Genomic DNA, 25,809 nt, shown 5'->3' with positions numbered 1-25,809 from the left:
AATTACCTGGCGGTAATCTCCTGCGGAAAGCTCAAGCCCAGCCATTTGGGCGTGAAGCCCGCCATGCCTTGCAGCTCCCTGGGCATCTGGCCGTAGCTGCTCAGGTACACCTGCGTCGGCAGGAAGCTGCTGCTCAGCATGGCGGCATCGCGCAGCACCGCCGCGAGTTGGGCGCCATCGGGTTTGTCGTTGCGGGTCGCGAAGGAGCCCACGCCTTGCCATGCGCCTTCGCGGTAGAAGGCATAGCTGGCGAACTTCAGCTCGAGCACCAGCAAGGCGAACTCGGGCGCCACGAACTGGTCGGCAAACATGTTCGCCGTGGCGAACAGCGCGGTCTCGAAACTGCGGATCTGCAGCCGTTGCGACTTGGCGAAAGACAGGATGGCCTGGTAGAGGATGTCGTCGATGGACGCGACGACGCGGGGCTCACCGTAGTCGCCTTCCGCCACCGTGACATGCCACCCCTGCGCATCCGTGTCGAAATGCTGGCCCATGATGATCCTGGCGTAGGCCGCCCAGTCGGCGGGCTTTCGCAAGCCTTCTTGCCAGGGAACGATGTCGTACTTGATCCACGGCGAGCCGACGTGGACCTTGAGGCCGTCCATGCGCAATTGACCGTGAGGCGCTTGCAGGAGGATCTCCTGCAGTCTCAGGACGATATCGTCCACGCTGTTGTCGACCTCGACGAACTGCTCCTGCCCAGGCTCCTTCGATCCGCGAACCGTGCTCAGCAGGCGCAGGTTGCCGTTCAGGATCCAGAGCGAGTGGTCAATCCACAAAGGTGGCACGGTTGACCTCCTGCAATGTGGTTTCACCGCGTGCGACCTGCCGCAAGGCCATGCGTCGCATCGACATGTAGCCACTGCTGCGTGCCAGTGCCTTCATCTCGCTGGGCGGGGCGCGGCGGATCAAGGCCTGCTTCAGGTCATCGTTGAGGCGCAGGACTTCGGCAATGGCCCGGCGGCCGAGGAAGCCGGTGTTGCGGCATGCCTGGCAGCCCGCGCCCTTGCGGAAGGTCCAGTCCGCGACGTCATCCGGCGTCAGGCCCGAGATGCGCAGCAGCTCTTCATCCACGTCGCCGTCCGTGATGCAGTGCGGGCAGATCTTGCGGATGAGGCGCTGCGCCACCACGCCGATGAGCGCGTCCACGAAGCTGTGCGGTTCCACGCCCATGTGCAGGAAGCGATCGAGCACGGAGAAGCAATCGTTGGCATGCACGCTGGTGAGGACCAGGTGGCCTGTTTGCGCGGCTTGCACCGCAATGCCCGCGGTCTCGCCATCGCGGATTTCGCCGACGAGGATCTTGTCGGGGTCGTGCCGCAGGATGGAGCGCAGGCCGCGCGCGAAGGTCAGTCCCTTCTTGTCGTTGACGGGAATCTGCAAGACCCCGCCGAGCTGGAACTCGACCGGGTCCTCGATGGTGATGATCTTTTCCTCGCCCGTGTTGATCTCGGACAGGATGGCGTAGAGCGTGGTCGACTTGCCGGAGCCGGTCGGGCCCGTGACCAATAGCAATCCGTAGGGTTCGTTGGCCAGTTTGCGAATGGCTTCCACGTTGTCCGGTTCATGGCCGAGCCCGTCGAGACGCAATTGCGTCATGGTGCCGCCGGCCTGCTTGTCGAGCACGCGCAGCACGGCGTCTTCACCGTGGATGGACGGCATGATGGAAATGCGGAAGTCGATCTCACGCTGGTTCATCAGGACCTTGAAGCGCCCGTCCTGAGGAATCCGCCGCTCGGAAATATCGAGGTCGGCCAGCACCTTGATGCGCGAGATGGCCTGCTCGGCCGTGTCCGTTCCGTTGGCGCCGCCGACATGCAGCAGCACGCCGTCGATCCGGTACTTCACCTCCATGCCGTTGGGCGTGCTCTCCATGTGGATGTCCGACGCCTTGGACTTGAGCGCGTCGTACAAGGTGGAATTGATGAACTTGATGACCGGGTTCGTGTCGTGCGCGATGCTGGCCAGTGAAATCTCGATGGCATTGAGTTCGCCTGCGTCGGCTTGGCCTGAGCCCGAAATCTGCTCCATCGTCCGATGGGACGATTCGAATTGCTGCAGGTAGGAGTGGACGGTCGCGTAATGTGCCACTGCATTGCGATAGTCGATCTGCAGGCGTTGGGAAATCCAGTTGCGCGTGACCACGTCGAATGGCTCGCCGTACACGAGCACGCGATCACCATCGCTGAATTCGAGCAGCACGCATTGGCGCGACACCGCCTCCGCATAGGGCAGGACGTCATAGCGAGGCTTGCCCATGTCCATCCGGTCGCGCTCGATCACCGGCAGTCCGAGGAACTGGCTGACCGAATCGACGTATTTCGCGTCATCCAGGTGCAGATTGGCCTGCAGGCGTTGCGACAGGCTCTGGTCGTTCGCCTTGCCTTCGCGCATCCGCTGGATCAGGTCCAGGTTCAGTGGCGTCTTCGTGGTGTCCATCTCAGACACTTCCCGCCAATTGGAAAATCGGCATGTACAAGAGGAAAACGATCACCCCCACCAGCCCGCCCACGACAAGCATCAGGACGGGTTCGACCAGCTTGGTGACCAGGTCGATGGCGCGGTCCACTTCCTCGTCGCAGAACTGGGCGGAGCGCTCGAACATGGCGGACAGGTCGCCGCCTTGCTCGCCCACGCGCAACAGGCGCTCCGAAACCGGGGTGGTCATGCCGTAGCGCGGCAGGGTGGCGGACACGGACTGTCCGGACTTGATGTCGACCAGCGCCTTCTTCATCTCGGCGCGCATATTTGGCGCGAGCAGTTGCTCGGCCATTTCCATCGACCCCACGACGGAGACGCCGCCGGCAAGCAGCAGGCTGACGGTGCGATAGAAGCGGGTGAGCGCGAAGAGTCGCTGGTATTCCCCGAGCCTTGGCAATCGCCAGAAACTCGCCATGATTCTTTGCCGCACCGCATCGGATCGCAGGAAGAAGACGATGCCCGCCATGGTTCCGACGATGCCGATGAACATCATCATCCCGTGGGCCTGGACCTGTTCTCCCCACCACAGCATGACCTGCGCGCTGAAGGGAATGTTCTTCATCGAGGCATAGATCTGGCTGAACTTCGGGATGACGTAGAACAGCAGGAACAGGATGATCCCCGCCCCGGTCGAGATGATCACCAGCGGATAGATCATGGCGGACACGACCTTCTTCCTGACCACGCTGAGCCGGCTGTCGTAGTGGTGATAGCGCTTGAGGGCATCGGCCAGGTGCCCGGTCTGCTCGGCCGAACTCACCGTCGCGATGTAGAGCGGCGGGAAGTATTCCGGCATCTGCGACAGCACCCGGGAAAAGGTCAGTCCCTGGTACAGGCCTTCCTCGATGCGTCCCAGCACGATTCGATTCGTGTCATGGGCGCTCTTTTCCTTGAGCGTCTCGATACCCTCCACCAGCGTCAATCCGGCTTCGAGCAGGGCGATCAATTCCTGCGTGAACAGCGAAATCCCGAACTCTGTCTTGCGAAGGGAAAACTGCTTCTGCGCCTTCCAGCCGACCAGTTGCAAGCCCTGTTCGACGAGCTGCCGGCGCAGGTCGTTTTCGTCGGGCGCATCGACATCGCGCTCTTGCAGTTGGCCTTGAGCCAGGACCTTGACCTTGTAGCGCATAGCGGTTGGCCGGCATCAATATTCAATGTCCGCGTCTATTCCACTCCCGCCTTCTTTTCCGTCCGCGCCCAGGCTGATGAGGTCGTACTCCTTGCCAGCCTTCCCGGGCTTCCTGTAGAGGTAAGGATGGTCCCAGGGGTCCATGGGAACGTCCTTGGCCAGGTAGGGGCCTTGCCATTTGTTGCCCGCACCGTCCGGCTTCGCGACGAGCGCCTTGGTGCCTTGCTCCGTGGACGGGTACTGGCCCACGTCGAGGCGATAGTGGTCCATCGCATCGCTCAAGGTCTTCATCTGGCTCGCCGCTGCCTTGATCTTTGCCTTGTCCACTTCGCCGAACAGGCGCGGGCCGACATAGCCGGCCAGCAACGCGATGATCAGGAGGACAACCAGCAGTTCCAGCAGCGTGAAGCCGGATTTGCGCAGGCGATTGATCATTCCGTTGTTCCAATCCCTAGGTGATGCGGGGGAGGCCGCTGGAACCCGGGCACGCTCTGCGAGCGGGCGCTGCACAGTGAGTTCGTCGGGGTGAGAAATGGACCATCTGGCAGGCAGTGGCGCTGATTGCTTGAAACCCATCGGGAGACTCCCGGTCCAACTTCTGCAAGGGGGTGGTCGATCGAATGCGGCCTTGCATACCGCACGCGAGAGAGATGCCCGTTGACGTCTCGCGACGTCAACGGGTTCGGCGGCGCTATTTCCTCATGTTGCCCATGACGTTCATGAGCTCGCCGTTCAGGTCGCCGTCGAGCGACCAGGAGAACACGCCACCCAGGCCGTTCTGCTTCGCGTAGTCCACCTTGGTCTGCACGTCGGCGGGCGTGTCGTAGCTCCAGAAGGTGCTGCCGTCGTACTTCCACGTCTGCTTCGCAGCGGGGTTCGTGTAGACCGTGCCAGGCGCGTTCTTGAGTACCTTGTAGTCTTCGATGCCAGCCTCGTAGGTTCCGGGCGCGGGCTTGGAGGCTTTCTGGTACAGGCCATTGTTGGCGTTGCCGACACCGGTCCAGCCCCGTCCGTAGAACGGAATCCCGATGATGATCTTCTGGGCCGGCACACCCGCTGCCCTCAGCAACTTCACGGCGTTGTCCGTGTTGTAGGTGGACAGCACCGGGTCCTTGGAGTTCGGGCTCGCGGGATCCTGGTACAGGTTGGCCTGGAAGTCCGTCGGCCCGGTCGATTCAAAGCCGCCGTGGTAGTCGTAGGCCATGATGTTGATCCAGTCCAGCACCTTGCTGTAGTTGGCAGGGTCGGTCTTGTCGATCTTGTCCTTGCCAGCGCTGATGGCGACGGTCAGCAGGTACTTCTGGCCGGTCTGGGCACCCTTGGTGTCCAGTTGCCTGCGGAATTCCTGCAGCAGCAGTGTGTAGTTCTGCCGGTCGTTGGGGTCGACGACGTTGTACGGCTGTCCGCCACCGCCAGGGAATTCCCAGTCGATGTCGATGCCGTCGAACACGCCGGCCGCGACGCCCGGGCCGCCTGCATTGGAGCCGCTGTCGAACGGCAGGTTGCCGTCGATGTAGACGTCGATGCAGGAGGAGACGAGCGTCTTGCGCATGGCATCGGTCGTCGCAAGGGCGCCGAAGTGCTTGGACCATGTCCACCCACCCAACGAGATGATCATCTTGATGTTGGGGTACTTGGCCTTGAGCTTCTTCAGCTGGTTGAGGTTGCCCTTGAGCGGACCGGACTTGCCATTGCGCGGGTCATCCCATGCGGGCCAGCCCCATGCGTCGGCCTGGCCGTCGACCGAGTCCGTGCCGGTAAAGCCTTTCTGATAGTCAGCCCAGGCATCCCCGCCGTTGCCGGCGCCAGGTGCGTTGGGATCGGTTGCGCCGGCTTCCAGTTGGTTGATACCCGCCTTGCAGCGATAGGAACCGTCGGAGTCCTTGTAGATGTTGCCGAACGCGTAGTTCAGGAAGGTCATCTTGGCGGCCGAGCCGCTGGTGTCGATGGTCTTGACCTGATAGCCGCGGCCATAGATGCCCCACTGGGCGAAATAGGCACCGACCTGCGGGCCGCCGGCGGCTGGCGCCGGGGCGGGTGCTGGGGCGGGCGCGGGAGCAGGGGCCGGCGCGGGCGCAGGGGCCGGCGCGGGCGCCGGAGCAGGGGGCGGCGGCGGCACCGGGACGGGCGCGGGCGCCGGAGCAGGGGGCGGTGGCGGCACCGGGACGGGCGCGGGCGCCGGAGCAGGGGGTGGTGGCGGCACCGGGACGGGTGCGGGCGCCGGAGCAGGCGGTGGTGGCGGCACCGGGACGGGGGCCGGAGCGGGCGCTGGGGCGGGCGCACCGCTGCAAGCGCCCAGATCCTGCCAGGCGCCATAGGCTCCGCTGGCCGAAGGATCGTCGCCACTGGTCCACCATTTGTTCTGGTAGTTGCGACCCCGGTGCGTCACGCGGGTGCCGGCTTGCGCATAGGCCTGTGTCGCAGACCAGGCGGGGAAGCAAGCGGTGGGCGCGGGCGCTGGGGCCGGGGGAGGAGGAGGAACCGGTACAGGGGCCGGCGCGGGCGGTGGTGGCGGTGGGACCGGCACGGGTGCGGGCGCGGGCGGCGGTGGGGCCGGCACGGGCGCAGGTGGCGGTGGGACCGGCACGGGCGCTGGCGCCGGTGCGGGAGCTGGAGCGGGTGCAGGCGCCGGTGCGCCAGCCAGCTCCCGCCAAAGCGTCGGGGTGGTGGAGGGCGTCCAGCCTGCGCCGACATACGCCGTGTGCGCCTGGACCGCGGTGTAGTCGCGCCCGTTGTAGGTCACGACATCGCCCACCTGGTAATTCGCGCCTTCTTGCCAGGGCGTCGCGGCCCAGCCTGAAGCCGCTGTCATCAACAAGGCAACCGCTATTGATGATCTAACTTTGAATGAACGCATCATGTCACCCTCAATTATTGGAATGGGTTGCACTGTCCCATTATTTTGAATGATTCAATTCCCAGTGCATCTGATTGGCAATGAATCCGGATCCTGATTGATTCTTCTCCTTCGGGTCGTGGGTCGGCAGCGCCGCATCCGCTATTGCTTGGTGTTGTCGATGACCATGTTGCCCTTCCAGTAGACCTGGCCGCGGAACATGTAATTGACGCACAATTGATAGTCGCCGGGATTGACCAGTGAGAAGGGCATCTGGTAATCCACCAATTGACAAGACCAACTGACGCCGCCCGGGTTGTTCGGGTTGTAATTCCACCCCTTGTCAAGGTAGACCTTGGTGACTGCGGCGGAGCCTGGCTGGAAGCCCTTCATGTTGGCGCAACCCAATTGTTCGTCCGCCGGGATGGTGATATTCATTTCGCCAGCCAAGGCGCGATAAGCAGCAATCCGATTGACAACTTGTTGCCGCTCGGTTCCACCGCCGCATTCGATGCCGCCATTGATGATGTGCACCGTTGCACCAAATCCTGGCGACATGTTGTTGGCCACGTCGACCGTGTTCGGTTTCCATGTTCCGTCCACCACCCAGATCATGGAAGGCTTTGGAGATTGCGGTGTGACAGCAAACCAGACGGCGGACGCGAAATTCAGCCAGGTGTCCGCGACTCTTCCGGGATCGTCCAGAAGAACGGCCGGATCTCCATAGACAGCCTTGCTGAATGGCCCGAAGTTGTAATTCCAGGAGAGTTGCTTCGACCCTCGTCCGAAATAGTCAAGGTTCGCGCCCTGAGAATTGGCTCCGCAGGCATAGAAGAGCGAGAAGATCGTGCTGCCTTGGCCGGTGTAGCAATCCTGGTAGGACCCGACGGCGGACCCCTCCTGATAACCGGACTCGCGCAAATACCACAAGCCCTGATGATGTGACGGTATGGCGGTGCCTTGGGGCATCGTGGCCAGCACCGCATTGTTCTGGTCGGGATAGCCGCGAGCGGTGGCGGGCGTCAGGGATGGCCAATTTGCGCCGGTTTCCTGCACGAAATGGGCAAACGACGTGAGCAGCAGCTTCTTGCAGATCGCATCGGAATCGCGTCCATCCGAATAGGTCGTGCAATACGCTGGGAATTTGCCGATGCCTTTCAGCAGGTTGAGATAGGTGTACTTGACGTTCCGGACGGGGAACATCTCGTCGAATTTCGCTGCCGGCAAGAGGCGTTCGACACGCTTCACGTTGTCCGGGTTGCCTGCCGCGCCAAGTGCGATGGCGTTGACCTGTTCGTCCGGCAAGGTTCTCAATGCGGCGCGAATACGGTCGAGGACGCCGGGATCCGTGGACGAGACGCCTTTGCCAAGCTCGCCTTCCGTCGTTGTGAACTGCGCCGAAGTCGGATAGCCCGGTGGGGCGGTAACGAACGTGATCTGGGGCTTGTTGGAGGATGCACTGGGCGCAGGTGCGGGTGCGGGTGCGGGTGCGGGGGCCGGGGAAGGCGCGGGTGCCGGCGGCGGTGGCACCGGTACGGGCGCCGGGGCGGGCGCAGGGGGCGGGGGTGGAACGGGCACAGGTGCGGGCGCAGGTGCAGGAGGAGGCGGCGGCGGAACGGGCACGGGCGCTGGCGCAGGTGCCGGTGCCGGTGCCGGTGCCGGTGCCGGTGCCGGTGCACCGCTGCAGGCGCCGAGGTCCTGCCACGCGCCATAGGCGCCGCTCTGCGAAGGATCGTCGCCACTCGTCCACCACTTGTTCTGGTAGTTGCGCCCTTGGTGGGTCACACGGGTGCCAGGCTGGGCATAAGCCTGCGCTGCCGACCACGCTGCGAAGCAGCCTGCTGGTGCGGGCGCAGGGGCCGGAGCGGGGGCAGGGGCCGGAGCGGGGGCAGGAGCTGGCGGAGGCGGCGGCGGAACCGGGACCGGCGCTGGTGCCGGCGGAGGCGGCGGTGGAACCGGGACTGGCGCGGGTGCAGGAGGAGGCGGCGGTGGAACCGGGACGGGCGCCGGTGCCGGCGGGGGCGGAGGGGGTGCCGGGGCAGGCGCTGGGGCCGGCGCTGCGCCACCGAGTGCACGCCACAAGGTCGGTGTTCCCGACGGTGTCCAATTCGCTCCAATGTAGGCTGTGTGCGCCTGAATGGCCGCATAGTCACGGCCGTTATAAGTCACGATATCTCCCACTTTATAAGTGGCGCCCTCCTGCCAAGGTGTTGCGGCCCAAGTGGCAGCTGCTGATGCTAATAGCGCAATCGCAGTTGCCGATCTAACTTTGAATGAATGCATGATTCTTTCCAGTCTTGAGCGGGACGTATGGTTAGCGCTTACGGCAGCCCTGTCAAAACGAAATGTGTAACTTCAAAGGCTCTGTTTTCGAGGTTCGAGGAACGCATTCCGACGGGCTGCGTCCAGCCGGTCTCATTGCTTGCGACCCTTGTCTGAAGAGGGGCTGGCAGGCTTGGCGAGCTTGCGTGCGACGCGTCGGTGTTCCGTTTGCCGAATGAGTGCGCATGCTGCCGCGGGATGTTTGCCAGCGGGTGTGGCAAGGGGTCGACGCGACGGATTGCGTGCGCGTGGTGAAACCAAACTCAGTCGATGCTGGCTAATATGTCGGATGCGTCAATTAATACAAAAGCATTAATCATTGAATTACCTGACATGATTTCATGGTGATTTTCGTTTTGCCGCACGACGTGTGGAGTGGAGCAAAAAATTGCGAGCACGAATTTACATATATTCACATTCGACGCGTACGCGGCACTGCGATCGAGAGAATGATTCTTGGTCGGCAGTCAAAAACAAACTGTTCCGCAGGTTTCAATGATCGAACCCAAAGTCCAAGCCATGGCGATGCCCTGAAAAGACCCTTGGCGGTGAGATGCAACTACGTTCATGAACAAAATTTTCTGCATCGCCCTTTTCATACTTTTTCCTCTGGTGTCGGGCGCGCAAACGCGTGTCACGCGAGACGAGGCGGAGCAAGCCGCGGACGTCGCATGTCAACCGGACGACAGTGGCCTGCTGGCATGCGTACCTGTTCCCGTCCCGCCACCGCCTCTCACGAACGATCCCTCCATCCAGCCCTTGCCCGGAATCCCCCTTTCGATGGAGAGTTTTTCCAATACAACCATCAATCGCCCGAATATTCCCGGATTCGATCCAATTCCCGCCACATCGGATACAGGCTCCGTAGAAATTGGGTGGGATCTGAATTACGGAATTCCGGTTCAGTATTGGGAGATCTGGGACAACGGCCAATTGCGCTACCGGGGCCGGCAGTTCACGCAGCGTGCCATCGCCAGCAACAGTGGACTGGAAGGTCCTGCCTTCAGCGTGAGGACCCTGTCGATGCAGAGCGGGATCTACACCCTGACGCTGGTCCCTGGCCGGCATGAACTCACTGTCAACCTGTGCAGCGGCGGTGCGCGGAGCGAGCCCTTGTGTGCCAGGCACGAGGCCGTGACCTGGGTGGGTGGCGAGGACAAGTCGTCGCCTGGCAAACCGCAGTTGGAATCGCTGCCCTCGGTCAATACCGGTGAACCGCTGGAGGTGCGATGGAACGTCTGGTGGGGGCAGCCAGGGCAGTATTGGCAATTGCTCGACAACGATGCCGTGATCTACGAGTCGCGCAAGTTTTCGCCGTCGGAGCGTGCAGTCCAGTCCGGTAGCCTTCGAATTCAATCGCCCAGTCCAGAGGCACACGACCTGCGCGTCAACCTCTGCAGTGCCAACGTGTGCGTGGCCAGCGATTCGACCCGAGTCAGCGTCTTGCTGCCCGGGCCCCGGCCTCCAACGCTCCAGGTGCAGTCAAGCTTGACGCCCCAGGGGGAATGGCTGGTGAGTTGGCGCCTGCCCTACAGCTATGGCACCGGGCCGCCAGACAGCTGGCAATTGCGTAACCCGGCCGCGGATCAGGTGCTGGTGGCGAAGCAGTCGGTGAGCCAGTGTCCGGCCGTCAGCAGCAAGGACCAGGAAGATGTATTTGCCGGGTATTGCGGCGACGCATTGCTGCCGGCGGTCAATGCGCCTGCAGCCACCATGGTTCGTGTATGCACGGGAACGGATTGCTTCGACAGCCGGTCGGTGCCGCTCGTTCGCCGCGCGACCAACCGGCCTCGATCATCCCCTGGGCAATAGCCCGGCCCGTTGGGCGGGCAATGCTTGTTCGTGGGCACCCGCGGAACCGGCTTTGCCGGGCCGTTGGGTGCGCCCCCATTTCAGCCGGCGAACTGCAGGGCCGCCAAGCGCGCGTAGACCCCGCCTTGCGCCACCAGCGTCGCGTGATTTCCCTGCTCCACGATGCCGCCGTGGTCGAGCACGATGATGCGGTCGGCCTTCTGCACCGTGGCCAGTCGGTGCGCGATCACGAGGGTAGTGCGGCCTTCCATCGCCGATTCCAGCGCGGCCTGCACCATGCGTTCGCTTTCGGCGTCGAGCGCACTGGTGGCTTCATCGAGCAGCAACAGCGGCGGGTTCTTGAGGATGGCCCGTGCAATCGCGATGCGCTGGCGTTGGCCTCCGGACAAGCGCACGCCACGCTCACCCAGGAAGGTGTCATAGCCCTCGGGCAGGGCGCGCAGGAAGTCGTCGGCGAAGGCCGCGCGGGCGGCTTCGTGGACCTCGGCCTCGGTGGCTGCCGGGCGGCCGTAGCGGATGTTCTCCAGCGCGCTGGTCGAGAAGATCACCGCGTCTTGCGGCACCAGCCCGATGCGGTGGCGCAACTGGTCGAGTGAAAGGTCCGTCAAGGCCGAGCCGTCCAGCACGATGCGGCCCGACTGCGGGTCGTAGTAGCGCAGCAGCAACTGGAACACTGTGCTCTTGCCCGCGCCGCTGGAGCCGACCAGTGCTACCGTTTCGCCAGGCGCCACATCGAGGCTGAAGTGGCGCAGCGCCGGCGTTTGTGGCCGGGAGGGGTAATGGAAGCTGACGTCCTCCAGACGAATCGCGCTGCCGGCGGCCGGCACGGGCGTTTCTTCCGGATTGGCCGGTGACACGATGGCCGATTCCGCATGCAGCAGTTCCATCAAGCGTTCGGTTGCGCCCGCGGCCCGCAGCAGGTCCCCATACACCTCGCCCAGCACGGCGGCGGAACTGGCCAGGATGATCACGTAGACCACGGTCTGGCCGAGGTGCCCCGCCGTGATCTCGCCATGCAGCACGGCCTGCGTGCCCTGGTACAGGCCCCACAGCAGCGCGGCAGAGGTCGCGATGATGATGAACGCCACCAGCACCGAGCGCGCCTTGGTGCGCCGCACCGCGGTGAGGAAGGCATGCTGTGTCGACGTGCCGAAGCGCTCGGCCTCTCGCGCCTCCGCCGTGTAGCTCTGCACCACCGGAATGGCGTTCAGCACTTCGGCCGCGATGGCGCTGGAGTCGGCCACGCGGTCCTGGCTGGCGCGCGAGAGCTTGCGCACCCGGCGCCCGAACCACATGCTCGGCAGCACCACCAGCACCAGGATCAGCAGCACCTGGAACATCACGTAGGGGTTGGTCCACACCAGCATGGCCAATGCGCCGGCGCCCATGACGGCATTGCGCAAGCCCATGCTCAGCGATGAACCGACCACCGTCTGCACCAGCGTGGTGTCGGCGGTCAGGCGCGACAGCACCTCGCCGGTCTGGGTGGTCTCGAAGAAGGCGGGGCTCTGTCGCAGCACATGCGAGTACACCGCGTTGCGCAGGTCGGCCGTGACCCGCTCGCCAAGCCAGCTCACCGTATAGAAGCGCGCGGCCGAGAACATGCCCAGCGCCACCGCCACGCCGAACAGCGCGAGGAAGTGGTCGCGCAGCGCCATCGTCTGCTCGCCCTTGTCGGTGGACACCAGGCCGCCGTCGATCAGGCTGCGCAAGGCCATCGGGAAGACCAGGGTGGTGATAGCGGCCAGTACCAGGAACAGGGCGGCGAGCGAGATCTGGAGTCGGTAGGGCCGCAGGAAGGGCCGGAGGCCGGAAAGCGATTGGGGCGAGCCCTTCGCGGGAGAAGACGACGAAGCGATTGCAGCCATGACACGATTCTAACGAACCCCTGCCGACACAAAGGTAGCCTTGACAATAATTGCCGAGGCAATTAATATTTGCCCATCTATGACAGTTCGTGACATTTCTACGTCGCCCGATATTCCCGATGCCGAGCCGGAGCGCATCGTGCCGAGCTTTTACTCGGGCGAGAACTACCGGTCGGAAGAGAGCATCGGCTACCTGATGCGCCGCATCATGACGGCCGTGGGGCAGTCGGTGGAGCTCAACATGTGCGAGCCCGGCAGCCCCACCTTCCCGCAATGGGTGCCGCTGCACAAGCTGCACATGCGGCAGGCCGCCACCGTGGCCGAACTGGCGCGCGAATGCCAGCTCGACAACGGTGCCATGACGCGCCTGCTGGACCGCCTCGAAGCCAAGGGCCTGTGCCGCCGGGTGCGCTCCGTGGCCGACCGTCGTGTGGTCAACATCGAGCTCACCGACGAAGGCCGAATTGCGGCCGAGCAGGTGCCCTACATCCTGAGCCGCGTGCAGAACGAACACCTGGCCGGCTTCAGTGCGGAAGAGTGGGAACTGCTCAAGAGCTTCCTGCGCCGCATCCTCGACAACGCACAGGCCCTGGCGGCCCGTGGAGAAAAAAATGACTCTTCCTCTTCCTGATTCCCTTGCCGTGAAGACGGTACGCCGAGGCACCGTTGTCGCCGCCGCTGCGCTGGCGCTGCTGCTGGCTGGCTGTGCCGACATGGGCAAGATCGGCTCGACCGCGCAACTGCGTGAGCCCGCCACGCTGGACCTGCCCGCGCAGACCGCGCCGGAAGTGACCGTGGCCAGTCAATGGTGGCTCGCGTTCGGCGACAGCCAGTTGAACGCACTGGTCGACCAGGCCCTGCAAGGCAATCCGAACCTGCAAGTGGCCCAGGCCCGCATCGCCCGTGCCCGCGCGCAGAGCCAGGTGGTCGGTGCGGCCGAGCTGCCGCAAGTCGGCGCCGGGCTCGACATGACGCGCCAGTTGTTCAGCGAGAACTACATCTACCCGGCGCCGCTCGGCGGTTCGATCCAGGAGACCGGCACGCTGCAGTTCAGCGGCAGCTGGGAGATCGACTTCTTCGGCAAGAACCGCTCGGCCTTGAATGCCGCCATCGGTGCGACCAACGCGGCAGCAGCCGATGCCGACGCGGCGCGCGTGCTGCTCGCCAGCAACGTCGTCCGCGGCTACCTGCTGTGGGCCCGCTGGGACGATCAACTGGTGGTGGCCAAGCGCACCCTGGCCCAGCGTGAAGAGACCTTGCGCCTCGTGCGCGACCGCGTCTCGGCCGGTCTCGACACCCGCCTGCAATTGCGCCAGAGCGAAGGCGGCATCCCCGAGGCGCGCCAGCAGATCGAGGCAATCAATGAACAGATCGCGCTGTCGCAGCATGCGCTCGACGCGCTGGTCGGCCAGCCCAACGTCACCGCCAAATTGAAGGCGCCCGAACTGGCCGCGATCAGGAACATCGCGCTGCAGCCCGTGCTGCCCGCCGACCTGCTGGGCCGCCGTGCCGACATCGCCGCGGCACGCTGGCGCGTCGAGGCCGCCACGCAGGACGTGAAGAACGCGAAGACCCAGTTCTATCCCAACGTCAACCTGGTCGCCTTCGCCGGCTTCCAGTCGATCGGCTTCGATTCGCTGTTGAAGTCGGGCAGCCAGCAGTGGGGCATCGGCCCGGCGATCCGCCTGCCGATCTTCGAGGGCGGCAAGCTGCGCGCCAACCTGCGCGGCAAGTCGGCCGACCTGGACGCGGCCATCGAAAGCTACAACAGCACCGTGCTCGACGCCGTGCGCGATGTGGCCGATTCGGTGACCTCGGTGCAGTCGGTAGTGCGCCAGCAGGCGCAGCAGCGCGAGGCGCAGGCCGCGGCCGAGAGTGCCTACGAAATCGCCACGCAGCGCTACGGCGCTGGCCTGGGCAACTACCTCGACGTGCTGAGCGCGGAGACCACCGTGCTGCTGCAACGCCGGCAGGCCGTCGACCTCGCGGCCCGCGCGCTCGACACGCAAGTCGGCCTGGCCCGCGCCCTCGGCGGCGGCTGGCAGCCGAACAGCGAAACCAGCACCGCCGCGCTGGTCGCCCCCAACAAGATCCAGTGAACGCATCACCACCCCTTTCAGAGAGCCGCAAATGACCGACACCGCCAACACAAGCGCCGCAACCGCAGAACCGGCCGCACCGGCAACACCGACAACTGCCCCCGCACCCAACGGCAAGCGCCGCCGTGCCCTCACCGCGCTCGCGGTCGCCGTCGTCATCGCCGGTGGCGCGTGGACCGCCTATGAGTGGCTGGTCGCGAGCCACTACGAGGACACCGACAACGCCTACGTGCAGGGCAACGTCATCCAGATCACGCCGCAGATCAGCGGCACGGTGATGTCCATCAGCGCCGACGACACCGACTTCGTGAAGGCCGGCCAACCGCTGGTGCAGTTCGACCCGGCCGATGCCAAGGTCGCGCTGGAGCAGTCCGAGGCCGCGCTGGCCCAGGCGGTGCGCCAGGTGCGCACGCTGTACGCCAACAACGGCTCGCTGGCCGCGCAAGTGAACCTGCGCCAGTCCGACATCGTGCGTGCCCAAAGCGACATCGCACGCGCCCAGGAAGACCTGAAGCGCCGCCAGGCTTTGAGCGGCAATGGCGCTGTCTCGAAGGAAGAGCTGAGCCACTCTGAAACTGCACTGTCGAATGCCAAGAGCCAGCTCGCTGCCGCGCAGGCCGGCGTCGTGTCGGCGCGTGAGCAATTGGTGAGCAACCAGTCGCTGACCGAAGGCACCAGCATCGAGAAGCACCCCGCCGTGCTCGCCGCCGCCGCGAAGGTGCGCGAGGCCTACCTGGCCACGCAGCGCGTCGCGATGCCGGCACCGGTCGACGGCTACGTCGCCAAGCGCACCGTGCAACTCGGCCAGCGCGTCGCCGCCGGCACGCCGATGATGTCGATCGTCCCGCTGAACCAGGTCTGGGTCGATGCCAACTTCAAGGAAGTGCAGCTGCGCAACATCCGCCTCGGCCAGCCCGTGAAGATGACCGCCGACCTGTACGGCAAGAAGGTCGAATACCGCGGCAAGGTCGCAGGCCTCGGCGTGGGCACCGGCTCCGCCTTCGCGCTGCTGCCGGCGCAGAACGCGACCGGCAACTGGATCAAGGTGGTGCAGCGCGTGCCGGTGCGCATCGCGCTGGACCCCGAGCAACTGAAGTCGAACCCGCTGCGCGTGGGCCTGTCGATGGACGCGACCATCGATGTGTCGAACAAGGACGGCAAGATGCTGGCCGATGCGCCGCGCGCTGCTGCGCTGTCGCAGACCGCCGTGTACAGCGCGCTGAACGACGGTGCGGACGCCGTGGTGAGCGGCATCATCGCCGCCAACCTCGGTGGCGCGCACGCACCCGCGGCCGCCAAGCCGCCGGCTCATGTGCCTTCGGTGCCGAGCCCGGGTGCTTCCGCCGAGCCGCCGCAGGCCAATGGCCCGCACTCGGCCGCCGTCGCGCTGTCGATGCCGCGCAGCTGATCCCCTAGCTTCCAAGTCTTTCCATGGCTACCGCTCCCGCCCACGTAGCCCACGCACCCCTCGAAGGCGCCGCGCGCGTCTGGGGGACCGTTGCGCTCTCCGCGGCAACCTTCATGAACGTGCTCGATTCGTCGATCGCGAACGTGTCGTTGCCAGCCATCTCGGGTGACCTCGGCGTCAGCACGACGCAAGGCACCTGGGTCATTACCAGCTTCGCAGTCGCCAACGCGATCGCCGTGCCGTTGACCGGATTCCTGACGCAGCGCTTCGGACAGGTGCGCCTGTTCGTGCTGAGCATCGTGCTGTTCATGCTCACCTCGCTGATGTGCGGCCTGGCGCCAAACATGACGACGCTGATCCTTTTCCGCGCGATGCAGGGCTTCGTCGCCGGTCCGATGATCCCGTTGTCGCAGACCTTGCTGCTCGCGAGCTATCCGAAGGCCAAGGCCGGCCTTGCGATGGCCATGTGGGCCATGACCACGCTGGTCGCGCCGGTGATGGGGCCGCTGCTCGGCGGCTGGATCACCGACAACATCTCGTGGCCGTGGATCTTCTACATCAACCTGCCGGTCGGCTTCGTCGCCGCGGCCATCACCTGGGGGATCTACCGCAACCGCGACAGCGCGACCTACAAGGTGCCGATCGATGCGATCGGGCTCGGGCTGCTGGTGCTGTGGGTAGGCTCGCTGCAACTCATGCTGGACAAGGGCAAGGAGCTGGACTGGTTCCATTCGAGCACCATCGTCGCGCTGGCCGTGATCGCGGTGGTTGCGTTCGCCTTCTTCCTGATCTGGGAGCTGACCGAAGAGCATCCGGTCGTGGACCTTTCGCTGTTCAAGCGGCGCAACTTCTGGACGGGCGCGTTTGCGACGGCCGTGGCCTACGGCCTGTTCTTCGGCAACGTGGTGATCATGCCGCTGTGGCTGCAGCAATGGATGGGCTACACCGCGACCGATGCCGGCATGATCACGGCGCCAGTGGGCTTGCTGGCGATCGTGTTCTCGCCGATCGTCGGGTTGACGGTGGCCAAGGTCGATCCGCGGCGCTACACGACCTTCTCTTTCTTGGTGTTCGCGCTGGTGCTGTTCATGCGCTCGCGCTTCAACACGCAGGCAGACTTCTGGACGCTGATGATCCCGACCATCATCCAGGGCGTGGCGATGGCCTTCTTCTTCATCCCGCTGGTGACGATCACGCTGTCGGGCCTGACGCCGGACCGCATTCCGGCGGCCTCGGGGCTGTCGAACTTCCTGCGCATCACCGCAGGTGCGATGGGCACGTCGATCGCGACGACGGTATGGGAAGACCGCGCCGCGTTGCACCACGCGCAACTCGTGGAAGCGGTGAACAACGGCAACACGGCGGCGACCAGCGCGATCGCGGGGCTGACCAGCAACGGGTTCAGTACCGACCAGGTGCTGGCGCAGGTCAATCGCATGGTCGACCAGCAGGCCTTCATGCTGGCCGCGGACGACCTGTTCTATGCCTCTGCGGTGCTGTTCATCATGCTGATCCCGCTGGTGTGGCTGGCGCGTCCGGCCAAGGGCGGGGCAGGGGCAGGGGACGCGGCGGCCGGGGCGCACTGAGGCGCATCTTGTGACGCTGCAACTCCCCGCCGGCTTGATGCAGCCCTTCGACCTGAAGGCGCTGCGCGACGACCTGCATGTCATGGCTTTCTTCCAGGGGCATCCGGAGTGGGAAGCAGTGGAAGCCATGGTTCGCTACCGTGGCGATGGCACGCCATCGGTTCGCGCCATCCTGACGCGACATGACCAATCGCAGGTCGATCACGTCAACGACCCACGCGTTGCGGCGTCTGCCTCCGCCGGCCGCCAGACGGTGGAACGTGAGATCGGATTCGAAGAGGGCGAGTCGGCGGAAGGGCCGTGGGCGCGTGTCGCTTTCAGTGCCATCGGCGGCGAGTCCGTGGTGATGGAAGTGCATGCGGCCGGCCAGCCGTCGAGCGCGCGTGCCGGCCTGAGCGACCCCGGAGACCATGCCCGGAATGCGTCCTTGCCGATGATGTGGCGCGGCCAGAGCGCGCTGGCGTCGCAGCGGTCGAAGGTGGTGATCAACGATCAACCGCACGCGCTGCCGGTGCTGGTCGATCGGGCCCCGCACTACGTCGGCATGCATGGCTATTTCACGCGCCAGCACTGGATGGGCATCCTGCGCGGGGGTGTGGTCGTGCAGCCGGCGGGGCAACGTTGGGCGAAGACCGCGGAGGAGGGCGGCGTTTGCACTTGGGTCCTGGAGGGCGACGAGACGCAGAGGGTGCGTGGCACATGCGCCGATGGCGTCCAGGCCATCTCTGAAATACAGATCCTCGCGGCAGGGCGCGATGTGGGAGCGAGCCTGCGCTTCCGCGAAAGCAGGTTCGAATTCCTCATCGATGGAACGCCGGCGATGGTGAGTGGCCAGTTCACTTGCAATGTCGCCGGGGATCGCCTGGAGATGCGGTTGGTCCCGGAGGAACCCGATTGGGCTCGCCGCCGCAGCGTGAACTTGATCGCCAGCCGCATGGCGGACGGCTGGCATATCCGAACCACCATCGGCCAAGGCAGCGACACGGCATCGGGGCTCACTGACAGCAGGCTTACAGGCGGCGCGTAGGACCGCGCCGCGTTGCACTGCAGCATAGGCATTTGCCCCAGTAGGAAGGGCATGTAGCCGCGCCTAACATCCGTGCGCGCTCGATGGGTAGCGCGCACCGATGGACTGCATGACCGTAAATTTCCGCCAGCATGAGGGCGAGCGCGCGAGATGAGCGACATCATTCTCGAAACGCGCCAGCTCACCAAGGAATTCAAGGGCTTCACCGCTGTCAGCAAGGTCGACCTCGCGGTGAAGCGTGGCGCGATCCATGCGCTGATCGGGCCCAACGGCGCCGGCAAGACCACCTGCTTCAACCTGCTGACCAAGTTCCTGGAGCCCACGTCCGGCACCATTCTTTTCAATGGGCAGGACATCACGCAGGAGCGTCCCGCGCAGATCGCGCGGCGCGGCATCATCCGTTCCTTCCAGATTTCGGCCGTGTTCCCGCATCTCACGCTGCTGGAGAACGTGCGCCTGGGCCTGCAGCGTTCGCTGGGCACTTCGTACCACTTCTGGAAGAGCGCGAAGTCGCTGAGGCCGCTGGAAGCGCGGGCACGTGAACTGCTTGCGGAAGTGGGCCTGGAAGACCTGGCCGACGAACTCACGGTGAATCTGCCCTACGGCCGCAAACGCGCGCTGGAGATTGCCACGACGCTGGCGATGGAACCCGAACTGATGCTGCTTGACGAACCGACGCAGGGCATGGGGCACGAGGACGTGCATCGCGTGGCCGAACTCATCAAGCGGGTGTCGGCCGGCCGCACCATCTTGATGGTCGAGCACAACATGAGCGTGGTCTCGACGATTGCCGACACCATCACCGTGCTGCAACGTGGTGCGGTGCTGGCCGAAGGGCCGTACGCCGAGGTGTCGAAGAACCCGCAGGTCATGGAGGCCTACATGGGCACGACGGACGGCCAGTTGCAGGGAGCACACTGACATGAACCCCCACGTTCATCACTTCGTGTATTCGCTGCCCCCCGAGGGGGCGCAGGCCTCCCTTGGGGCGGCCCGGCGGGAAATCATGAGCCCCCACGCTCATCACTTCGTGTATTCGCTGCCCCCCGAGGGGGCGCAGGCCTCCCTTGGGGCGGCCCGGCGGGAGTCCTGATGGCCACCCCCGCACTCGAAATCAAGGACCTGCACGCCTGGTACGGCGAGTCCCATGTGCTGCATGGCGTCGACATGGTGGTGCAGCCGGGCGAGGTCGTCACGCTGCTGGGTCGCAATGGTGCGGGCCGCACCACGACGATGCGCGCGGTGCTGGGCCTGACCGGCAGCCGCAAGGGCAGCATCAAGGTGCATGGCACCGAGACGGTGGGCCTGCCGACGCACAAGATCGCGCACCTCGGCATCGGCTACTGCCCGGAGGAGCGCGGCATCTTCGCGAGCCTGTCGGCCGAGGAAAACCTGCTGCTGCCACCTGCGCTCAAGGGTGGGGACAAGGGCATGTCGGTCGACGAGATCTACGCCATGTTCCCCAACCTGGCGGAGCGCCGCAACAGCCAGGGCACACGGCTTTCCGGTGGCGAGCAGCAGATGCTGGCCGTCGCGCGCATCCTGCGCACCGGCGCCAAGCTGCTGCTGCTCGACGAGATCTCCGAAGGCCTCGCCCCGGTGATCGTGCAGGCGCTCGCCCGCATGATCGTCATGCTGCGGTCAAAGGGCTACACCATCGTCATGGTCGAGCAGAACTTCCGCTTTGCCGCACCGCTGGCCGACCGGTTCTACGTGATGGAGCACGGGCGCATGGTCGAGGCCTTCGGGGCGAAGGAGCTCGAGGCCAAGATGCCGGTGCTCAACGAGTTGCTGGGCGTTTGACGCCCTGTCATGGATCGCATGGAGGAAAAGAAAAGCATGAGAGTTCGATTCACCGCACTGGCGTTGGCCATCAGCGCACTGGCGCTGGCTGCCGCGCCGGCCCAGGCGCAGGAGAAGGTCAAGATCGGCTTCGTCACCGACATGTCCAGCCTGTATGCCGACCTCGAAGGCAAGGGCGGCGCCACCGCCATCCAGATGGCAATCGACGATTTCGGCGGCAAGGCGCTGGGCCAGCCGATCGAACTGCTCACCGCCGACCACCAGAACAAGGCCGACATCGCCGCCTCCAAGGCGCGCGAGTGGATCGACACCGCCGGCGTGACCATGGTCTTCGGCGGCACCAACTCCGGCACCGCGCTGGCGACGGCGAAGGTCGCGCAGGAGAAGAAGCGGGTCTACTTCAACAACGGCGCCGCCTCCTCCGCGCTCACCAACGAGCAGTGCAGTCCCTACACCGTGCACTACGCCTACGACACGGTGGCACTGGCCAAGGGCACGGGCGCCGCGGTGGTCGACCGCGGCGGCAAGAGCTGGTTCTTCCTCACCGCCGACTATGCCTTCGGCCACGCGCTGGAAGCCGACACCACCGCGGTGATCAAGGCCAAGGGCGGCACGGTGATGGGTGCGGTGCGGCATCCGCTGAATGCCTCTGACTTCTCGTCCTTCCTGCTGCAGGCGCAGAACTCCAAGGCGCAGATCCTCGGCCTGGCGAATGCGGGCGGCGACACCGTCAACTCGATCAAGGCCGCCAAGGAGTTCGGCATCGGCAAGTCCATGAAACTGGCCGGCCTGCTGATCTTCCTGAGCGACATCCACAGCCTGGGCCTGAAGAACACCGAGGGCCTGCTGCACACCACGAGCTGGTACTGGGACCTGAACGACGACACGCGCAAGTTCGCGAACCGCTTCTTCGCGAAGACCAAGCGCATGCCGACCGACGTGCAGGCCGCCGACTACTCCGCCACCATGACCTACCTGAAGGCGGTCGCCGCTGCCAAGAGCACCGACAGCGACAAGGTCATGGCGCAGCTCAAGAGCATGAAGATCGACGACTTCTACGGCAAGGGCCAGATCCGCGCCGACGGCAGCTTCATCCACGACATGTACCTCGTCGAGGTCAAGTCGCCGGCCGAGTCGAAGCAGCCCTGGGACTACCTCAAGGTGATCAAGAAGATGCCGGGTGACGAGGTCTTCACGACGAAGGCCGATACCAAGTGCGCGACATGGAAGTGATGCGCCCCTCCTTTTTACTTTCCATTCTTTGAACGGGCTTTGATGATGAAGAACACATTCGCACTTACTGCTGTTTCCCTCGCGCTCGCGCTCGCCGCCGGTGCCACCCAGGCCCAGGAGAAGGTCAAGATCGGCTTCATCACCGACATGTCCAGCCTCTACGCCGACGTGGAAGGCAAGAACGGCGCGCTGGCGATCCAGATGGCCATCGACGACTTCGGCGGCAAGGTCAACGGCATGCCGATCGAGCTGCTCACGGCCGACCACCAGAACAAGGCCGACATCGCCGCCTCGAAGGCGCGCGAGTGGATCGACACGCAGGGCCTGACGATGCTGTTCGGCGGCACCAGCTCGGGCACCGGCCTGGCGATGGCCAAGGTTGCGCAGGAAAAGAAGCGCGTGTTCATCGTCAACGGCGCGGGCAGCTCGGCGCTCACCAACGAGCAGTGCAGCCCCTACACCGTTCACTACGCCTACGACACCGTGGCGCTGGCCAAGGGCACCGGCAGCGCCGTGATCGCGCGCGGCGACAAGAGCTGGTTCTTCCTGACCGCCGACTATGCCTTCGGCCAGGCGCTCGAAGCCGATGCCAGCAAAGTCGTGAAGGAGAAGGGCGGCACCGTGGTGGGCTCGGTCAAGCATCCGCTCAACACCTCCGACTTCTCGTCCTTCCTGCTGCAGGCGCAGCAGTCGAAGGCGCAGGTGCTGGCGCTGGCCAATGCCGGCGGCGACACCATCAACTCGATCAAGGCGGCCAAGGAATTCGGCATCACCAAGACCATGAAGATGGTCGGCCTGCTGGTGTTCGTGACCGACGTGCACAGCCTGGGCCTGAAGAACACCGAAGGCCTGCTGCTCACCACCAGCTGGGACTGGAACCTGGACGACAAGACGCGCGCCTTCGGCAAGAAGTTCTTCGACAAGACCAAGCGCATGCCCACCGACATCCAGGCCGCCGACTACTCGGCCACCATGACCTACCTGAAGGCATTGCAGGCCGCCAAGACGACCGACGCCGACAAGGTGATGGAGACGCTCAAGAAGACGCCGATCGACGACTTCTATGCCAAGGGCACGATCCGCGCCGACGGCCGCATGGTGCATGACATGTACCTGATGCAGGTGAAGTCGCCTGCCGAGTCGACCCAGCCGTGGGACTACTACAAGGTCGTGCAGAAGCTCAAGGGCGAGGACGTGTTCACGACCAAGGCCGAGAGCAGGTGCGCGCTCTGGAAGTAATCACCTTGCCACGCGGCCGCTCTGTGCGGCCGTGCGTGGCGATCTGCTGGAACTGATCTTTCACACATGAACATATCGATGCCGGCCCTGTTGAGCCAGCTCCTCCTGGGGCTGGTCAACGGCTCGTTCTACGCGATCCTCAGCCTGGGGCTCGCGGTGATCTTCGGGTTGCTCAACGTCATCAATTTCGCGCACGGCGCGCTGTTCATGCTGGGCGCCATCTTCACGTGGATGGCGATGGAGTATTTCGGCATCAACTACTGGTTCATGCTGCTGCTGGCGCCGATCGTGGTCGGCATCCTCGGCGTGCTGATCGAGCGATTGTTGCTGCGCTGGATCTACAAGCTCGACCATCTCTATGGGCTGCTGCTGACGCTGGGTCTCACGTTGCTCATCGAGGGCTTGTTCCGCTCGATCTACGGCAGTTCGGGCCTGGCCTATGACGCGCCGGACGCGTTGTCGAGCGCCACCGACCTGGGCTTCATGGTGCTTCCGAACTACCGTGCGTGGGTGGTGCTGGCCTCGCTGGTGATCTGCTTCGCGACCTGGTTCGTGATCGAGAAGACCCGGCTAGGCGCCTACCTGCGCGCAGGCACCGAGAACCCGCGGCTGGTCGAGGCCTTCGGCGTCAACGTGCCGCTGATGATCACGCTGACCTATGCCTTCGGCTGCGCGCTGGCCGCCTTCGCTGGCGTGCTAGCGGCACCGGTCATCCAGGTGTCGCCGCTGATGGGGCAGAACCTCATCATCGTGGTGTTCGCCGTGGTGGTGATCGGCGGCATGGGCTCGATCATGGGCGCGATCCTGACCGGGCTCGGACTCGGCGTGATCGAGGGCTTCACCAAGGTGTTCTACCCGGAAGCCTCCTCGACGGTGGTGTTCGTGATCATGGTCATCGTGCTGCTGATTCGTCCGGCCGGCCTGTTCGGCAAAGAAAAGTAAGAGCGCGCATGAAGAAGATTTCCTCCGTCGTCTATGCGCTGTTGCTGGTCGCGCTGATCGCCGCGCCGTTCTTCGGCGCGTACCCGGTGTTCGTGATGAAGCTGATGTGCTTCGCGCTGTTCGCCTCGGCTTTCAACCTGCTGCTGGGCTTCACCGGGCTGCTTTCGTTCGGTCATGCGGCCTTCCTGGGCGGCTCTGCGTATGTTGCGGGCCATGCGATCAAGGTGCTGGGCCTGACACCTGAGGTCGGGCTCATTGCCGGCACGCTGACGGGCGCCTTGCTGGGATGGGTGTTCGGCGTCCTGGCGATTCGCCGCCAGGGCATTTACTTCTCGATGATCACGCTGGCGCTGGCGCAGATGATGTTCTTCGTCGCGCTGCAGGCCAAGTTCACCGGTGGCGAGGATGGCTTGCAGGGCGTGCCGCGCGGCAAGCTGTTCGGCGTGATCGATTTGCAGAACGACCTCACGATGTACTACGTCGCGCTGGTCATCGTGGTGGCGGCCTTCCTGCTGATCGTGCGCACCATCCATTCGCCCTTCGGGCAGGTGCTCAAGGGCATCAAGGAGAACGAGCCGCGCGCGTTGTCGCTGGGCTATGACGTGAGCCGCTTCAAGCTGCTGGCTTTCGTGATCTCGGCGGCGCTGTCGGGGCTGGCGGGTTCGCTGAAGACACTGGTGCTGGGCTTCGCCACGCTGAGCGACGTGCACTGGACGGCATCGGGGCAAGTGATCCTGATGACGCTGGTCGGCGGGCTGGGCACGCTGTCGGGACCGCTGGTCGGCTCGGCGGTGGTGGTGCTGCTGGAGAACAAGATCGGCGAGCTGGGCAACTTCCTCGCGCGCATCACGACCATCGACTGGTTCAACACGCTGGGCGAGTCGGTGACGATGGTCACGGGCCTGATCTTCGTGATCTGCGTGCTGGCCTTCCGGCGCGGGATCATGGGCGAGATCATTGCGTTCATCGACCGTCAACGCGGACAGGCCAAGTGAGTTGGCAGCCGGCCACGCGCTACCCCGATCCGGCAGTGCGGGCGCTGGACTCGCGCTTTGCGAAGTACATGATCTTCAGCGCCGCGATCGAGCGGCTTGCCTCTGGCATGCGCTGGGCGGAAGGGCCGGTGTGGTTCGGCGACCAGCGATGCCTGCTGTGGAGCGACATCCCCAACAACCGCGTGATGCGCTGGGACGAGCCGAGCGGCAACGTCACGGTGTTCCGGCGGCCCTCCAACTTTGCGAACGGGCACACGCGCGACCGGCAAGGGCGGCTGTTGACTTGTGAACACGGCAGCCGCAGCGTGACGCGCACCGAGCATGACGGCCGCGTGACCGTGATCCTCGACCGCTTCCAGGGCAAGCGGCTCAACTCGCCCAACGACATCGTGGTGAAGTCCGACGACTCGATCTGGTTCACCGATCCGCCCTTCGGCATCCTGGGCCACTACGAGGGCTACAAGGCTGAGCCTGAATTGCCCACCAACGTCTATCGCGTGGACGGCCATACGGGGCAGGCGACCGTCGTCGCGAGTGGGGTGAGCCGGCCCAACGGCCTGTGCTTCTCGCCGGACGAGCGGCATCTGTACGTGGTCGAGTCAGGGACCTCGCCGCCGCAAATCCGCGTGTTCGATGTCAGCGATGGCGGCGACCAGCTCTTCAATGACCACGTGTTCTACCGATGCGAGGTTGGCGAGCGGCCCGATGGCTTCCGTTGCGATGTCGACGGCAACCTCTGGGCCGGCTGGGGCATGGGCGAGGCCAATGACGGTGTGCGGGTGTTCGCGCCGGACGGCACGCCGATCGGGCACGTTTCGCTGCCCGAACGTTGCGCCAACCTTTGCTTTGGCGGGGTGGCGCGCAACCGGTTGTTCATGACGGCGAGCCAGTCGGTCTATGCGCTCTACGTCAACACGCAGGGCGCGCAAGAAGGTATGAAGATTTCGTAGCGAGGGCATCAGCCAGGAGGTCGGTTCGCGCAGCGCAGCCGCACTCCCGTGCGGCGACAACGTAGTTGCGGCAGAGGCT

The 25,809-nt window shown here is 64.7% G+C and carries 20 protein-coding genes and 1 pseudogene; 13 read left to right on the top strand and 8 right to left on the bottom strand.

What is annotated here, in order from left to right; genetic code table 11:
- Window positions 1-2: 2 nt before the first annotated feature.
- The 7 genes and pseudogenes from WKW82_RS33795 to WKW82_RS33765 all read right to left on the bottom strand — a co-directional run.
- Window positions 3-788, bottom strand: coding sequence for a hypothetical protein (locus WKW82_RS33795; protein WP_340347362.1), 786 nt, complete (start codon window positions 786-788; stop codon window positions 3-5).
- Window positions 769-2,439: a GspE/PulE family protein gene (locus WKW82_RS33790; RefSeq protein WP_340347361.1), complete on the bottom strand. Its 1,671-nt coding sequence runs from the start codon at window positions 2,437-2,439 to the stop codon at window positions 769-771. Before WKW82_RS33790 ends, WKW82_RS33795 begins: the two co-directional genes overlap by 20 nt.
- A 1-nt stretch (window position 2,440) precedes the next feature.
- The gene (locus WKW82_RS33785; RefSeq protein WP_340347360.1) at window positions 2,441-3,610 is read right to left on the bottom strand and encodes a type II secretion system F family protein; all 1,170 of its coding nucleotides are present in this window, start codon (window positions 3,608-3,610) and stop codon (window positions 2,441-2,443) included.
- A gap of 15 nt (window positions 3,611-3,625) precedes the next feature.
- Complete coding sequence (gene gspG / locus WKW82_RS33780; RefSeq protein ID WP_340347358.1) at window positions 3,626-4,045, bottom strand: type II secretion system major pseudopilin GspG; 420 nt, start codon at window positions 4,043-4,045, stop codon at window positions 3,626-3,628.
- 256 nt (window positions 4,046-4,301) lie between these two features.
- A complete protein-coding gene (locus WKW82_RS33775; protein WP_340347356.1) occupies window positions 4,302-6,422 on the bottom strand; it encodes a glycosyl hydrolase family 18 protein in 2,121 nt (706 codons plus the stop codon).
- Between the two features lie 186 nt (window positions 6,423-6,608).
- Window positions 6,609-7,976, bottom strand: a complete 1,368-nt coding sequence (locus WKW82_RS33770) for a chitinase (protein ID WP_340347423.1) — start codon at window positions 7,974-7,976, stop codon at window positions 6,609-6,611.
- Window positions 7,977-8,204: 228 nt separating this feature from the next.
- Window positions 8,205-8,729: pseudogene (locus WKW82_RS33765) on the bottom strand (carbohydrate-binding protein); the annotation flags it as partial.
- Between the two features lie 606 nt (window positions 8,730-9,335).
- On the opposite strand from WKW82_RS33765, the gene WKW82_RS33760 reads away from it, so the two are divergent.
- Window positions 9,336-10,580: a chitinase N-terminal domain-containing protein gene (locus WKW82_RS33760; protein ID WP_340347355.1), complete on the top strand. Its 1,245-nt coding sequence runs from the start codon at window positions 9,336-9,338 to the stop codon at window positions 10,578-10,580.
- An 80-nt stretch (window positions 10,581-10,660) separates the two neighbouring features.
- On the opposite strand, the gene WKW82_RS33755 is transcribed toward WKW82_RS33760, so the two are convergent.
- Entirely contained in the window at window positions 10,661-12,448 is a 1,788-nt protein-coding gene (locus WKW82_RS33755) for an ABC transporter transmembrane domain-containing protein (protein ID WP_340347354.1), read from the bottom strand.
- A gap of 79 nt (window positions 12,449-12,527) precedes the next feature.
- Here WKW82_RS33755 and WKW82_RS33750 point away from each other — a divergent pair, with 79 nt between their 5' ends.
- From WKW82_RS33750 to WKW82_RS33695, 12 genes are all read left to right on the top strand, one after another.
- On the top strand, window positions 12,528-13,079 hold the full coding sequence (locus WKW82_RS33750; protein WP_340347352.1) for a MarR family winged helix-turn-helix transcriptional regulator: 552 nt from the start codon (window positions 12,528-12,530) through the stop codon (window positions 13,077-13,079).
- On the top strand, window positions 13,060-14,547 hold the full coding sequence (locus WKW82_RS33745) for an efflux transporter outer membrane subunit (RefSeq protein WP_340347350.1): 1,488 nt from the start codon (window positions 13,060-13,062) through the stop codon (window positions 14,545-14,547). The genes WKW82_RS33750 and WKW82_RS33745 overlap by 20 nt, the downstream gene beginning before the upstream one ends.
- 31 nt (window positions 14,548-14,578) lie before the next feature.
- Complete coding sequence (locus tag WKW82_RS33740; RefSeq protein ID WP_340347349.1) at window positions 14,579-15,955, top strand: HlyD family secretion protein; 1,377 nt, start codon at window positions 14,579-14,581, stop codon at window positions 15,953-15,955.
- A 23-nt stretch (window positions 15,956-15,978) separates the two neighbouring features.
- The gene (locus tag WKW82_RS33735; RefSeq protein WP_340347348.1) at window positions 15,979-17,541 is read left to right on the top strand and encodes a DHA2 family efflux MFS transporter permease subunit; all 1,563 of its coding nucleotides are present in this window, start codon (window positions 15,979-15,981) and stop codon (window positions 17,539-17,541) included.
- Between the two features lie 10 nt (window positions 17,542-17,551).
- The gene (locus WKW82_RS33730) at window positions 17,552-18,568 is read left to right on the top strand and encodes a hypothetical protein (RefSeq protein WP_340347347.1); all 1,017 of its coding nucleotides are present in this window, start codon (window positions 17,552-17,554) and stop codon (window positions 18,566-18,568) included.
- A 150-nt stretch (window positions 18,569-18,718) separates the two neighbouring features.
- A complete protein-coding gene (locus WKW82_RS33725) occupies window positions 18,719-19,489 on the top strand; it encodes an ABC transporter ATP-binding protein (RefSeq protein ID WP_340347346.1) in 771 nt (256 codons plus the stop codon).
- Between the two features lie 171 nt (window positions 19,490-19,660).
- Window positions 19,661-20,371, top strand: a complete 711-nt coding sequence (locus WKW82_RS33720; RefSeq protein ID WP_340347345.1) for an ABC transporter ATP-binding protein — start codon at window positions 19,661-19,663, stop codon at window positions 20,369-20,371.
- A gap of 36 nt (window positions 20,372-20,407) precedes the next feature.
- Window positions 20,408-21,604: an ABC transporter substrate-binding protein gene (locus tag WKW82_RS33715; RefSeq protein ID WP_340347343.1), complete on the top strand. Its 1,197-nt coding sequence runs from the start codon at window positions 20,408-20,410 to the stop codon at window positions 21,602-21,604.
- 45 nt (window positions 21,605-21,649) lie between these two features.
- Complete coding sequence (locus tag WKW82_RS33710) at window positions 21,650-22,843, top strand: ABC transporter substrate-binding protein (RefSeq protein ID WP_340347342.1); 1,194 nt, start codon at window positions 21,650-21,652, stop codon at window positions 22,841-22,843.
- Between the two features lie 66 nt (window positions 22,844-22,909).
- A complete protein-coding gene (locus tag WKW82_RS33705) occupies window positions 22,910-23,785 on the top strand; it encodes a branched-chain amino acid ABC transporter permease (protein WP_340347341.1) in 876 nt (291 codons plus the stop codon).
- An 8-nt stretch (window positions 23,786-23,793) separates the two neighbouring features.
- Complete coding sequence (locus WKW82_RS33700) at window positions 23,794-24,780, top strand: branched-chain amino acid ABC transporter permease (RefSeq protein ID WP_340347340.1); 987 nt, start codon at window positions 23,794-23,796, stop codon at window positions 24,778-24,780.
- Window positions 24,777-25,730, top strand: a complete 954-nt coding sequence (locus WKW82_RS33695; RefSeq protein ID WP_340347339.1) for an SMP-30/gluconolactonase/LRE family protein — start codon at window positions 24,777-24,779, stop codon at window positions 25,728-25,730. Before WKW82_RS33700 ends, WKW82_RS33695 begins: the two co-directional genes overlap by 4 nt.
- Window positions 25,731-25,809: the final 79 nt, after the last annotated feature.

The sequence above is a fragment of the Variovorax rhizosphaerae genome (assembly GCF_037889975.1).
Lineage (GTDB): Bacteria > Pseudomonadota > Gammaproteobacteria > Burkholderiales > Burkholderiaceae_C > Variovorax > Variovorax rhizosphaerae.
This window is presented reverse-complemented; position numbering and strand designations above follow the sequence as displayed.

What these genes read in the sequence shown, in the direction of transcription:
- WKW82_RS33790 (WP_340347361.1), bottom strand. Translation starts at nt 2,439, where the DNA reads ATGGACACCACGAAGACGCCACTGAACCTGGACCTGATCCAGCGGATG.
- WKW82_RS33785 (WP_340347360.1), bottom strand. Translation starts at nt 3,610, where the DNA reads ATGCGCTACAAGGTCAAGGTCCTGGCTCAAGGCCAACTGCAAGAGCGC.
- gspG (WP_340347358.1), bottom strand. Translation starts at nt 4,045, where the DNA reads ATGATCAATCGCCTGCGCAAATCCGGCTTCACGCTGCTGGAACTGCTG.
- WKW82_RS33775 (WP_340347356.1), bottom strand. Translation starts at nt 6,422, where the DNA reads ATGACAGCGGCTTCAGGCTGGGCCGCGACGCCCTGGCAAGAAGGCGCG.
- WKW82_RS33760 (WP_340347355.1), top strand. Translation starts at nt 9,336, where the DNA reads ATGAACAAAATTTTCTGCATCGCCCTTTTCATACTTTTTCCTCTGGTG.
- WKW82_RS33755 (WP_340347354.1), bottom strand. Translation starts at nt 12,448, where the DNA reads ATGGCTGCAATCGCTTCGTCGTCTTCTCCCGCGAAGGGCTCGCCCCAA.
- WKW82_RS33750 (WP_340347352.1), top strand. Translation starts at nt 12,528, where the DNA reads ATGACAGTTCGTGACATTTCTACGTCGCCCGATATTCCCGATGCCGAG.
- WKW82_RS33745 (WP_340347350.1), top strand. Translation starts at nt 13,060, where the DNA reads ATGACTCTTCCTCTTCCTGATTCCCTTGCCGTGAAGACGGTACGCCGA.
- WKW82_RS33740 (WP_340347349.1), top strand. Translation starts at nt 14,579, where the DNA reads ATGACCGACACCGCCAACACAAGCGCCGCAACCGCAGAACCGGCCGCA.
- WKW82_RS33735 (WP_340347348.1), top strand. Translation starts at nt 15,979, where the DNA reads ATGGCTACCGCTCCCGCCCACGTAGCCCACGCACCCCTCGAAGGCGCC.
- WKW82_RS33725 (WP_340347346.1), top strand. Translation starts at nt 18,719, where the DNA reads ATGAGCGACATCATTCTCGAAACGCGCCAGCTCACCAAGGAATTCAAG.
- WKW82_RS33720 (WP_340347345.1), top strand. Translation starts at nt 19,661, where the DNA reads ATGGCCACCCCCGCACTCGAAATCAAGGACCTGCACGCCTGGTACGGC.
- WKW82_RS33715 (WP_340347343.1), top strand. Translation starts at nt 20,408, where the DNA reads ATGAGAGTTCGATTCACCGCACTGGCGTTGGCCATCAGCGCACTGGCG.
- WKW82_RS33710 (WP_340347342.1), top strand. Translation starts at nt 21,650, where the DNA reads ATGAAGAACACATTCGCACTTACTGCTGTTTCCCTCGCGCTCGCGCTC.
- WKW82_RS33705 (WP_340347341.1), top strand. Translation starts at nt 22,910, where the DNA reads ATGAACATATCGATGCCGGCCCTGTTGAGCCAGCTCCTCCTGGGGCTG.
- WKW82_RS33700 (WP_340347340.1), top strand. Translation starts at nt 23,794, where the DNA reads ATGAAGAAGATTTCCTCCGTCGTCTATGCGCTGTTGCTGGTCGCGCTG.